At 39.9% G+C, this 12,520-nt stretch carries 12 protein-coding genes; all 12 read right to left on the bottom strand.

The window, feature by feature from the left end; genetic code table 11:
• Nucleotides 1–9: 9 nt before the first annotated feature.
• Entirely contained in the window at nucleotides 10–1,113 is a 1,104-nt protein-coding gene (locus PH210_RS11405) for a toxic anion resistance protein (protein WP_289985441.1), read from the bottom strand.
• A gap of 3 nt (nucleotides 1,114–1,116) precedes the next feature.
• A complete protein-coding gene (locus PH210_RS11400; RefSeq protein ID WP_289985440.1) occupies nucleotides 1,117–2,757 on the bottom strand; it encodes a YceG family protein in 1,641 nt (546 codons plus the stop codon).
• A gap of 432 nt (nucleotides 2,758–3,189) precedes the next feature.
• On the bottom strand, nucleotides 3,190–3,996 hold the full coding sequence (locus tag PH210_RS11395) for an HAD family hydrolase (RefSeq protein WP_289985439.1): 807 nt from the start codon (nucleotides 3,994–3,996) through the stop codon (nucleotides 3,190–3,192).
• Entirely contained in the window at nucleotides 3,993–5,114 is a 1,122-nt protein-coding gene (locus tag PH210_RS11390) for a cysteine protease StiP family protein (protein WP_289985438.1), read from the bottom strand. The genes PH210_RS11395 and PH210_RS11390 overlap by 4 nt, the downstream gene beginning before the upstream one ends.
• A gap of 1 nt (nucleotide 5,115) precedes the next feature.
• Entirely contained in the window at nucleotides 5,116–6,462 is a 1,347-nt protein-coding gene (locus PH210_RS11385; protein WP_289985437.1) for a phosphoribosyltransferase family protein, read from the bottom strand.
• A complete protein-coding gene (locus PH210_RS11380) occupies nucleotides 6,404–7,600 on the bottom strand; it encodes an HpcH/HpaI aldolase/citrate lyase family protein (RefSeq protein WP_289985436.1) in 1,197 nt (398 codons plus the stop codon). Before PH210_RS11380 ends, PH210_RS11385 begins: the two co-directional genes overlap by 59 nt.
• Before the next feature lie 77 nt (nucleotides 7,601–7,677).
• Nucleotides 7,678–8,457, bottom strand: a complete 780-nt coding sequence (locus PH210_RS11375; protein WP_289985435.1) for a TerC family protein — start codon at nucleotides 8,455–8,457, stop codon at nucleotides 7,678–7,680.
• Between the two features lie 78 nt (nucleotides 8,458–8,535).
• On the bottom strand, nucleotides 8,536–9,117 hold the full coding sequence (locus PH210_RS11370) for a TerD family protein (RefSeq protein WP_289985434.1): 582 nt from the start codon (nucleotides 9,115–9,117) through the stop codon (nucleotides 8,536–8,538).
• Nucleotides 9,118–9,222: 105 nt separating this feature from the next.
• On the bottom strand, nucleotides 9,223–9,816 hold the full coding sequence (locus PH210_RS11365) for a YpjP family protein (RefSeq protein ID WP_289985432.1): 594 nt from the start codon (nucleotides 9,814–9,816) through the stop codon (nucleotides 9,223–9,225).
• Between the two features lie 134 nt (nucleotides 9,817–9,950).
• Nucleotides 9,951–10,724, bottom strand: a complete 774-nt coding sequence (locus PH210_RS11360) for a class I SAM-dependent methyltransferase (protein ID WP_289985430.1) — start codon at nucleotides 10,722–10,724, stop codon at nucleotides 9,951–9,953.
• Nucleotides 10,725–10,778: 54 nt separating this feature from the next.
• Entirely contained in the window at nucleotides 10,779–11,213 is a 435-nt protein-coding gene (locus tag PH210_RS11355; protein WP_289985429.1) for a BrxA/BrxB family bacilliredoxin, read from the bottom strand.
• Between the two features lie 72 nt (nucleotides 11,214–11,285).
• Nucleotides 11,286–12,422 (bottom strand): conserved virulence factor C family protein, encoded by a 1,137-nt coding sequence (locus tag PH210_RS11350; RefSeq protein ID WP_289985428.1) that lies wholly within the window; start codon nucleotides 12,420–12,422, stop codon nucleotides 11,286–11,288.
• Nucleotides 12,423–12,520: the final 98 nt, after the last annotated feature.

Here is a 12,520-nt window from a genome sequence, read left to right as displayed (position 1 = left end):
TCATAAAAATTATTGTTGTTTCATTTTCTTGAAATTATCTTGAAGCTGCTCTAACCGCTTTGTTCCCTCTATACGCATGCGTTTGTTTTCTTCTTCAATCGCCTTTGTTTCCTGCATTCCCTTGATGATGATGTTCCACGATTCTTCGATTGTTTCAATTTTGATGCTCGGGCCGCCGGCAAGCCTTGCGATATCCGTGCTTTGCTGCGAAATGTTTTGTGCGTTTTTCAGGAGCATTTCATTGGTGCGGCGGTCCAACTCACTCATCGAATCAGCTACAAGCTTTTGCCTTTTTGCCGCCACGGCCTGAATTAAGCCATTTTTAAAAATTGGAATCGTTGTCACAAAGGCTGAATTGATCTTTCCAATCAGTTTCGTATTACCCCTTTGTAATAACCGGATTTGCGGTGCCGTTTGCAACGCTACCATTTTAGCCATTTCTAGATCATAAACACGCTGTTCTAAAAGCTCGATGGCATTCCGAAGAGAATCTAGCTGCATGGAAGCCAGCTGATCTCCTGCGGCAGCGCGGGCTTCAAGCTGTGGCAGCTGGTTATTTTTCAGTTCCTCTACCTTGATTTCCCCAGCCACGACGTATTTTTCAAGCGTTAAGTAAAATTGATAGTTTTGTTCATACATTTGTTCGAGCATTGTGGTCGATTCGACCATTTCTTGGCGGTATTTTGAAATTTCAACATAGACCTTATCAATTTCCGATCCCATGGTTTGATATTTGCCAAAAATCTTCTCGATCATCTTTTCGCCTTTTTTGAACAGCTTACCAAAAAGACCGGGAGATGATTTTTGAAAATCTTTAGGATCAAAACGGTCCATGATACGGCCCAACTGTTTGAGCAGCTCCCCGGAATCCTCCACCTTTGTTGTCCGCATATTGGCGAGGATTTGATCGGAAAAGCGTGAGACTTGTACCGCTGGCTCTTTCCCAAACTCTAAAACTTGAATCTGGTCGCGTTCATCAATGGTGCGTGCCAAATTTTGAATTTCAGGCTCTTTGCGAAGAGCGAGCTTAATATCGGATACTTTTGTTTCTGTTAATACGTCTTCGGCGGTTGCCGGCGTTAAGCCGCTTGAAGGATTTGGCGATGAATTCACTCATTAATCTCCCCTTAAATTTTTTAAGATTCCTTGAAATAGACCTTTTTTAAAAAGAGAAGGCTCTTTATATTCCAAATCAAATACCATGTCTTCGAGCCAGTGTTTATCAAATAATCGGTCATCGAGATAATTTTCGATATCATTGTGCCCAGTGGGATTATACAAAACAATATCTACCCCAAATTGATTAAGTAGAAGTAATAAGGCTGCATCAGCTCTTGAAAGCATACCAGTTAATTCATTGTTGAAAATAATTATTTTTGGAACATGCTGGGAATAGTCAAACTTCTCCAATAACTGAATTACGTTCTTCGGGATAAACATTGCCTGCGTAAACAGAAAAATTTTAACATCTTCCATGCTTTCCATTGGCAAAGGCTTTAAATCAGGCTCATGGCAGATTTCACGGATTGCATTTGCCATTCCTTTTTGCAGTCCTGTTGGTAAAAAAGAATAGGGCCAGTAATGGGATTGCATCACCATATCCGGGCTTATTAAGCCATCCCGGCCCATTGCGTTTCGGTAATGGTAGCGAAAATCGCTATTGTTTGAGGTCGCAATAGGCAGCTGGCGAATAAGAAGACTGTGGTCGAATTGGCTAAGCGATTGTATCCGTTCCCAATATTCTTTTCGATTTTTACTAACACCAAGGACTTTGGCGAAAACGGACGGGATTATGACCTGTCCATTTTCGACTGAAAAATCTGGGCGGATCATTGCCAGTTCCTTACTAAGGATAAACAATTCATCATAAGTCGTTTTTAGCGTAATGGATGACGGAGTATACTCCCTTAACTGCCAAGGCTTATAAAGACCCGATCCCTCTTGATTCAGGATCGTTTCAATCTCTTTTGAAGCCCGGTATGCAATGGTCGTTTTCCGGCTCCGTTTTTCTTTTGGAAACGGTTCTGCAGGCTGCTGGTTTGGATATTGATGGGTGAAGACTGGTTCCTGAATCATACCACCCAATACATCTTTACCTTCTGGATGAAAAATTACAATGTCACAGCCTAGCTTTGCTAAATAAAATAAAAAATATTGATGACTCTTTTTAAAATCGCCGTACCACAAAAACTTTGGCATTTCTTTTTCGGGATTGGCCTTTTCGAGAACAGGCTGCAAATGATTAACAGACCATTTGACCACATCTACGAGAACCCGCCTTAGCTCGTGATTTTTCAATCCGTCATTCTCCATACCTGCGTATAATTCCAGCATTGCGATCATGGCTTCTCTCAGCTTTCGATGAATAGCTGGGTCCATTGATTTTAGTAAAAGCTGGTCTCCATCCATAAAAGCGGTAAAACGATTGATCGAAAGCTTCTGTTCTTGATGAATATTCAACACTTTTTGAATCGCCTGAAAGTGGACATTGTTGATGGATTTATCAAGTGAGTCTTCACTTAACAACTGCAAGCCCCAATCATGCACATTCACGTATTCAAAAAGCTGGTTATAGTATTCATCTGTATCAATGGGTACGCCAAGGAATTTCGCTAGGACCTGCCCAATTTGAATCGTTCCATTTTCTAATAAATATTCCGGCCGTTCCGGTAACATTTTCTTTAATAATCCGTGCCAATTTTCAAATGAAAGGGCCCCAATTGGTCGGACGATTAACTGATTGTATGATGGGTGCATTCATGATCCCTTCCTCTGAAAGCGAAAGATTTTTCAAACTTAGCAAATTATGTAAGGTTACTATTTCATCATATCACAGTTATAAAAATGGTTCATTTCTTTATACGAAAGTGTTCGAAAAATGTTTCATTTTTAGAGCAATTTCCACCTTTTTCACCTTTTTCCTTGTCCCTACATATTATTTGAGTACTCAAACTTAAGTAGGTGACAGTATGCGTTTTTTATATAAGCGGCCGAAGATAGAACTAATCGATGAGGAAATCAATGACGTCCTCGAAGTGATGAGTGCAAGCGCTTTTATTTATCTAGATTTACTTGTGTTCAGTTTAATCTTTACGCTTCTGCTTGTTCCTGTACTTCATTCGATAGGACTGTCCATAATATTTTTTATTTCTTGCTTTAGTCTTTTTTCTTCCCTCTATTATTTTGTTTTCACTCGGATATTAAAGTAAAACAGCGCTTTAAAAACTGATGGAGAATTTCTTCCCCCGCCAATGCACCAGAGTTTGTGGTTAACGTTAGTCCGGTTTTCTTGGACACGCAGGCTACTTCACCATGATTAGGGACAAATCGATATTGGCAGATATCTAAAAAGTCCAAATCTAAAAGCGAGTCACCAGCGCCGGCAATCGCCTTCATTCCTTCCCGCTGACAAATATATTCAAGGGCTGCGCCTTTTCGAATGGCCATTGGCATAAAGTAAAGCTTCTTCCCTTGCAAGGAAATTCTCCAGCCATATTTTGCGGCCAATTCATTTAATTCACTTTTGGCAAAGGAATCAGGGAAACTATCTAGTATGTAATAGAAAAATAGATTTTCCACTTGCTTTAATTGCCCTTCGAAATGGTACCCCTCACGCTGAACAACCGCTAACAATTCTTCTAGAGAAGCCGAATCCATTGCTAACTTTTGAAAAATATGTTTTGACCATTCCTCTAATTGTTCCCCTTGATGTAAAATAGTGGCACCATTTGTGGTAATCGCATATTTCAGCTGGAAATCTTCGGTAAAAATCGTAAATCGATTAAATTGTTCTGTCGTTCTTGTGGTCACGGGGATAAATACACTATGACGGATAAGCTCTTTTAAAGTGGAAAAAGAGGATTCCGTCATATAGGCAACCCACCTGCCATCTTTTTTTTCGACAGGTTTAAGACACATTCCTTCGGGAATCCCAAGCTCATCAAGCGCTCTTTTTGAATAAACAAGTGTCCGGTCAAGATCAGATGCAAAAATCATCTGTTTTTCTCCTTCACTGATTTGATTAGACCGCAGCATAAATAGTTCAAGCCAGGGTATTCGACTACTTCGACACCCTTTTCTTTTGCCAACATGAGAATATGCTGGACGAAAGGGCTGGATGAATCACGCATCAATATTTTCCATGGCACCCTTCTAAGCAATACCCTGGTCGTTTCGCCAACTCCTGGTTTAATATAATGGGTGCTTTCAATCGCAAATTCAGCCTGGATTTTCTTTACATCCTTCATCCCTAAAAAACCGGCATCCATATTTTCCTGTCTCTTTTTCAATGAGAGTTCATGCGCTTCTTCAGAAATACTCGTAAATTCATCATCTATTAACCTAATAAATTCATTTGATACGTCCTCTGCTTGAAGCTCCTTGTAAAATTTTACCCCATGAAAATCTTCTGGACCAATGTATTGATCATTTAAAACCGTTCGGCTTACAAGACCCGATACCGTTGAATTTAAACAAGCGCTCGGTATTAAAAAATCCTCTCTTGTTCCAAAAAGCTTGGTGCAATAACCTGGGTCGGCCATGACCGCAAGCGTATCATCAAGGGCAATTCCATATTTTTGCTCAAAATCCTGACAGGCCTTTGTCAGTTCGATTGAAATCGCGCCTTTTCCGGTCCAGCCATCCACAAATTGAATGATTCCATCCGGATGTTCGTTAAGGATATAGTGAATGGCATTTTCGTCCATTCCGCGGTCACGAATAATCGATATACTATAATGCTTAAGAGACACATTGTAACGCCTTTTTAGATACCGCTTAATGAGAATTCCGACTGGAGTTCCTGCACGTGCCAGAGAAACGAGAACCGTTCTTTCTCCCTTTAATTCGTAGATTAGTTCCGCTACAATGCCAATACACAACGCTACTTTCCGTTTATACTCATAGAGGGTTTTCCAAAATAAATCAACATACTCCTTTGGCGGCTGGTACTCGATTGGCAATGATTCACTATAATGACCGCCTGATTGTATCCTAACTTCCCGGTTTTTGGTCGAATCCTCAAGCTTAATGGCACTTAAATCCTTTAATAAGAAAAGAACATCATCTTCTCGATAAGTTCCAATAACCGCTGGCTTTTTAATCGTTTTCTGCATGTTATTCACCTCTTGCATTAGAAAAAAAGACGACCTTCACAGACTCAATTTGTAATGGTGCTAATCCGTCCAAGAACGGCTGAAGATTCTTTAATTCTATTTCTCTTTCAAAAAATATAAATAATTCATCATAAAATCCAGGCGGGATATTATAGACAAAATGGGTGACATCCCAATCTTCAGGATTAGGAAAGGTGAGACCAAATCTTGCTCCATACCCTTCTTGATTTTTGATATAAATAGGGCTCCTGGTAGTGGATTGATAGGAAATGCCCTTCCCCATACCCGCTGCTAATTTCATGGGCAGATACATGAATTCTCCTGTTCCGAGACAAAGCGTGTTTTGACCTGAGCGTTTATCTTTTAAAAATTTTGCTGCTTTGGCCATTTTTTGTTGATTCCTAAGTTGTTGGGCATTGTTTAACCCGAATCGTCCTGTATCATTTATATATGGAACATTTATTCTGTCATGAAAAGGGCTTGGTTTAAAATATTGGGCTAATCGTACCTTCTCAATCGACATCTCGATTTGATTCTCCCGATTAAATTCATGCGATTGTTCCTCCAACCCCTTCAACTGATGGACCAGTACGGTTCCGGATAAAAGACTAACCACCTTAATCTTAATATCCAGTTCTTTCTCTAGCCGAAAAAATTCCGCTTTGTTCTCGTCTGAACGCCAATCCAAAATCGATACAACTGTGTATTCCTTACGTGGAAATTGTTCGTGAATCGAGCGAATAATATTAATGGCTGTCTTTCCTGTCGTCATTTCATCATCAACAAGAATGATCTCCCTATTATTTTGAAGAAGTTCCGGAGCAACATAACAGCGGTGTGAAGTTGCATGTGAGTGCTCTTCTTCAAAGGTAATCCCAGGTGTTTGATTTTCTATCTCTTCTCTTGTCGTATGGAAATAATCGGCATTTTGAAAGCAAGAAAAAAATGCGTGTCCTAGGGCAGTCGCCGTTTCCGCAAACCCTATCACAATCGGATTAATATGTGGCGGAATAAATGGCTGATCTATGAACTCCCCCCCCTGTTGAAAGGAGAGTAATAGACGTTCCTTCTCCCGGCATTCCAAACCTTTTATTGATTCTAAAAATCTAACCGCTAGAAGTGCCGCTGTGGTCAACCCCTTATTGGCATCAATAGGCAAATGTTTTCCAAGCACTTTGCTTACAAACAAAAACGTGCGTTTTTTATTAATCCTTGCTGCCATTGTAAAAAGATCGTCAATAGGTAATTGATATGGATTTTCTGTAACTTCAATTTCCACATTAATCGAGTCAAGGATGTGAAACGTATACTTCTTTTTTGATAAGGTCAATGTTTGTGAATTCTTCATGTAACACCCCGTAAAGCTGTGATTTTAATAGGATTTTCTTGGCCCAATAAAAATGAGGTTTAATCTCGTTCATTTTATTAGCAAACTCGCTTTTCATGACCCCAATTTCACCCGTTGCCGCCTTTACAACATTACTCGCATCAATAAACTCCTCGTAGGTAACCACATTTAGCGCTTGGACAATCTTGATATGAGAGGGATGAATAATTGTTTTTCCTGTTAAGCCGTTGGCGATATCCATAATGGTTTCCCTAATTAGTCCATCCAAATGATTATCGATTAATTTAGCTCTCCATTTAAGCCCTTCATCCCCATAGCGTTCACGAAATGGGGTTTGTCTGAGCTGAGGTTTCAGCATTCTATTTTTAGCCGAAAAATATTCCCAAACAGGGCCAGAAACAACATATGGATTGTCAAAACGTTCAAAAACATTAATAATATCAGTTATGCAATCTCTTAATACCGCAATATCGTAAACTGTCGTATCAGCACTCCGGCGGATCCCATATAATCCACAAAAATCAGTCGCTCCAATCCGAATATTTAAAACATTTTCCTTATAGCGGTCTACCTGCTGTTTTATCGATAATAATTCTTCCATCCTTGTTTCTTTTTGAATAATCCTTGCTGTTTCAAGTATGGGCATAGCGTAAAATGGATGCTCCCCAGAATGAAGCCGCTGCACCTCGCTTAATAATTCTTCACCATTCTCAGCATTAAATTTGGGGAGTACAACACCTGTTAGAAGTCGAATGGCATCGCCCAGCTGTTCCGTTACACGTTTGAGCTGCTCAAGATCCCTAATCCGTACAAACATAAGCGGCAAATCTTCAAAGTTTAAAAAACCTTTATAAAACTCTCCGAATAAATTTAACAGCTCCCTAATCAGCAGTTTTTCAGCACGAAGTACTTCCTTGTCCCCTACCGCATCCTCAAGGTCAATCACAAGTGAAGTTAACCCGTTGTGCTTCTTTGAGAGAATTTCTTGATGTATATTCGGCCGTGTTGCAGGCATATAGAGGGTGGCACCCAGACCATAGGATAACAGCTCACGCCTTGAATACTTGCTAAAGCTTTGCGGCTTTAAATAAAAATACTGTTCCATTTCATTTTCATAAAAATATGTAAAAAATCTCATTAGTTAATACCTCTCTTTAAAGGTAAAAAATAAGGGAGACGGACTCTCGTCAGCTCCCTAATATTAAATCAACTATGTTATGAATTACGTTCTTTGGTGCCTTCTTTATTCTTATTCATGAAGTGTACAATAAATGTCGCTCCAAATGTTACCAGTAAGATGATAAAGAAGTAAAGTGACTCAATATGAATATCAAAGACACCGAGGAACATCTTAATGGAAATAATAAGAATTAAGATATAAGCGGATGTTTCCAGCTCAGGTACTTTATCAATTAGGGTTAAGAATACACCGGCCACACCCCGCATCATTAACACACCCAGCATACCGCCAACTAATAATACCCACACTTCGTTACTCACTCCAAATGCGGCAAGGACGCTGTCAACGGAGAAGGCAATATCCATTAATTCAACAGAGGCTACTGTTCCCCAAAAGGTACCAAACATGCGGATCAATAACCCTTTTTGGTTAATTCCTTCTGCCCCCTCTTCACCGTCATCTTCTCCACCCTTTTGTTTATCAATAAAATACTTAATTGATAACCATGCAAGGTATGCGGCGCCAAGGACCTTCACCCACCATAGCTCAATGAGGTAAACCCCGATTCCAATTGCGATAAAACGGAAAATATAAGCCCCAATTAAACCATAAAATAATGCCTTTTTCCGCTTCTCAGGCGGCAAATGCTTAACCATGACGGCTAAAACAAGGGCGTTATCCGCTGAAAGTAAACCTTCTAAAATAATAAGAGTACCAATAAGTCCCCAGCTGACTGGATCGGTTAATACTTTTCCCCACATATCCAAATCAAAAAATTGAGCATATGTGTCAATTATTCCCTGCAAAACTGACATTAAAGAAATTCCTCCTAGTAAGTAAACAAAATTTTGTAAAAAGACCCAGCCGGGCGCCGGGTCTCTTCATTTTTAAATTTAGCCAACCTGTAATCCAAAGTCGGTTGCAAGTGCTGCTAAACCGCCTTGGTAGCCGCTGCCAATTGCACTGAATTTCCACTCACCATTGTGGCGGTATAATTCCCCTACAACGATAGCTGTTTCAATGGAGAAATCTTCACCTAAATCATAACGAATAAGTTCTTCCCCTGTAGCTTCATTAAAAATGCGGGCATATGAATTAGAAACCTGGCCAAAGTTTTGGTTGCGGCTGGCCGCATCATGAATGGTAATCGTAAAAGCGATACGCTGTACGTTTGCAGGAATAGCTGTTAAATTGATGGTAATTTGCTCATCGTCCCCATCACCTGCACCTGTGCGGTTATCTCCTGTATGTACAACGGCACCATTTGCTCCTTGAGGGTTATTGTAGAAAACGAAGTCAGTTTCGTTCGTTACTTTTCCATTTTCCCCGAGCAAAAATACTGATGAGTCCAAGTCAAAATCATTTCCGCCATCGTATTTATTCGTGTCCCATCCAAGTCCAACCACAACATTTGTTAGTCCTGGATTTGTTTTTGTTAAATCAACCTTTTGCCCTTTTGATAAACTTATTGCCATTTTTCATTCCTCCATTTTAGGTAATAGTCTATTTACGAGTCTGTCTTAAAAAAGTTTCATTTATAATATAAATTTTTTTTTGGCTATTTAGCAAATGTACTCGAGTTAACTCATCCATTTTGGCGGAGTATTTTTATCCCAATAAATGGATCCTAATTCATAATGATTTTGAAACTCATCATGGTGGGTATGATAATGAAAATTAAACCAATAACCTGCCTGCGGCGGATTATCTCTTCGAACATGGAATCGTAGAATATCTTTTCCATCAATAGCATTTTTTATATTAAATATTTTTTCCGAATGTCCCGTTCCTGGATGCTCAGTGATCGCAAGATTTTTTAAATCCTCTTCAGGAAATTGGTCAGCAGTTTGATTCAGGGCGATTTCAATATTGGGTAAAATGATTTCACGAAATTCATCTTCGATAACAGGTTTAATCTTGCTGCCAAACTTTTGATATGATTGTAATTCTGCCTGCTTCAATAAATTTTGCATAAACTTGTCTCTATCAAACTCTGATTCTTCTAAATAAGCGGTCGTTTGCGAGAAACTGTTTGTTCCTGATGGAGACTCAAAGACATCCCGCTCGCTCAAGCTGTTTCCATTTACGGAATTCATCAGCTGTGTCGGCGTGACGAGACCGAAAGTTAAAATAGACACTGTGACAAAAAGTGATTTACGAAGCCATTTTTTCATATTTTTCACCTAAATTCTATTGAGAATTTTGTAGATGTATATTAGCCTATACAACTATTATACTTCCATTTTCACAAAAATGGAAAAGAACAGATTTTGAATATTGAAAAACTGAGACCGGTTCTAGTCTCAGTTTATTTTTCAATATACCCAAAATGAAATTTGGCATTTTGTCTGTGAAACACTTGAAAACCGTATCTTTCGAAGCGGCTGCTTCTATAATGATCTTTAAGGATCACCCGAAATTTGGCCACCCGTAAAGCCTCTTCCATCGTTTCTTCATCCAAACCGTTATATATGGCAAAATGGGCTAGCGCCTTAATTCCAACTGATCCTATAATACTTTCTTCAAACATAGGATCAAAATATACACAGTCCACAGAGTCATCACTTAGGCCCTTTAAATAGTCAAGTGAAGCTGCTTGAATGACAGTGATTCTTTCCATTGCTTCATTCATTTGAGGAATCCCGGTATCCCAGGTTTTAAGGCCCTCTTTTACAATATAGGCCATGTATTTTTGCCCTTCAATTCCCGTAACAGAACCTTCTTTGCCAACAAGAAAACTTGCGACAATAGAATCGGATGCTAGTCCTAATGTGCAATCTAAGACGGTCATTCCCTTTGATAGCTTTGCTGCCTCGGCAAATGGATCATGCTCACCGCGCATTAAACGTTTGATCCGAAACATAGCTGAATTGGGATGGAAGAAAAAAGGTTCATGTTCCTCTTTTTGAAATAATTCAAGCCGTTCTTTTCCAACCACCAGGCAATCACTATCCCATTTTTCTTGTAAAAGCTGGACCGACTTTTTATTTCTTGGACGATAGGGAACTTCGAGTGTCGCGGCAATGTCCATTGCCTTTTCATTTAATTGCTGTGTTGTTCTTCCTGAAGTAGTAACAAACATTTCTTACCTCTTTATGGTTTAATTATAAAAAAAGGATGTCAATTGACATCCACATTAGCAGTTTGCTTCAAAAGCAGACTTTAAATTTTCCATAATAACTTCAAGCGGCATGCCTTCGATATCATGACGCGGAATAAAGTGAACGACCTTATTGTCCTTTAACAGGGCCATCGATGGTGAGGAAGGCTCAATCCCTTCGAAATATTCACGCATTTTTGCAGTTGCATCCTTATCCTGTCCGGCAAAGACGGTCACTAAATGTTCAGGCTTTTTGTCACTATTTAATACAGCTTGAGTTGCTGCCGGGCGTGCTAAGCCTGCCGCACATCCACAGACAGAATTGACAACCACTAGTGAAGTGCCTTTAACATTTTCCATGAAATTTTCTACTTCTTCTGCCGTAGGAAGCTCCTGAAAACCTGCCTGTGTTAACTCTTGACGCATCGGTAAAACCATCTGTCTCATATATTCTTCATATGCCATTGACATAATAATCCCTCCATTTATAAGCTTTCCAGTGTTAGAATACTATATTTTCTCTTCCTAATGCAATTTTGAAAATCAGTTTTCAGATTTTCTTGCTTCGGTCATTTGCTTCCAGACAGACCCTCTGGCTTCTTCCCCGCCTTCGATTCGTTCAATCGCCATTTTGATTTGCATGCTGACTTCAAATTCCGAGTCATTTTCAGCATCCTTTAAAGCTGGCAGGGCCCTTTCATCCCCTTCTTCATATAAAAACATCGCCGCCCGCCATCGGACTAATTTACTTGTGTCTTTTAGTGCAGCCACCATTTCATCGGCAGCTTCAGGGAATCCCAAGTCCGATAAACAATCTCCCGCTGTTCTGCGAACCGTGACGGTCTTATCCTTCAGGGCCTTATATAATAGCGGCAATACGGCACGGTCTTTTATCATTCCAAGATAGACAGTGGCTAGTCTGCGAATGGATGGCTTCTCATCCCCTAATGCCTTTTCTAGGACTGGTAAATCCTCGAACACCGGATCATCCATTTGCTCTAGCAGCTGATAGCGTACCTGCCAGTCGGTATTAGCCAGCGCTTCAAGTGTTACCTTTTTCCGGGTGAGTGTAGGTTTTATTTTCGTTATAGAATCTTTTTGCTGAGCACTTTCAACTAGTGCTTCCAATCGTTCATGAGGATAGGCGGCAATTAATTCTTCCACTACATCCTGGCCTATTTGGTCGAAGTCTCCGTAACGAACACCCTGGTCAGCCCATTTTCTTAATAAAATATAGTTTTCGTCAGGGAGCTGCGCCTTTTCTCTTGCCTTTAAAAAGTATTCAGGCATTCCAAATCGTTTTTCAGTCGAGCCATCGGTTAACTTCACTTGGAGCGGAATATCCTTAAACATTTGGACTTCGACTTTTATTTCACCGAAATGCTCATTTATTTGGTTTTCTGTCTGAGCGGATTCGGCTGCAGCTTCTCCAAACGACTGACGGACCTGAGGGAGCAATACCTTCCAGTCAAATTTGGCATTCCTTTCAACCGCCAGGAAATCAGCAACGTGATACACACCCTTGATTCCTTCAATTTGAAGGATTGACTGAATGACAGGAGGAGCCTCTAAAGATGTTTCTTTTTTATAATTATGGCTTTTCCCCATTGGCAGTTCTTGATCTAAAATAATTTTCATTGTATTTGGACTTGGCGTTGGTTCGATCGCCTTAATTTTCAACACAATCACCTTATTCTTAATGTTATCTCTATCAAGTTTAACACAACGGTGGTCGTTCATTCATGGGGGATGCTCTTATTTTTGGTGAGAAATGCGGT

The organism is Paenibacillus sp. BSR1-1, from assembly GCF_030403775.1.
In the GTDB taxonomy this organism is placed as follows: Bacteria; Bacillota; Bacilli; order Bacillales; family Cytobacillaceae; genus Neobacillus.
This window is presented reverse-complemented; position numbering and strand designations above follow the sequence as displayed.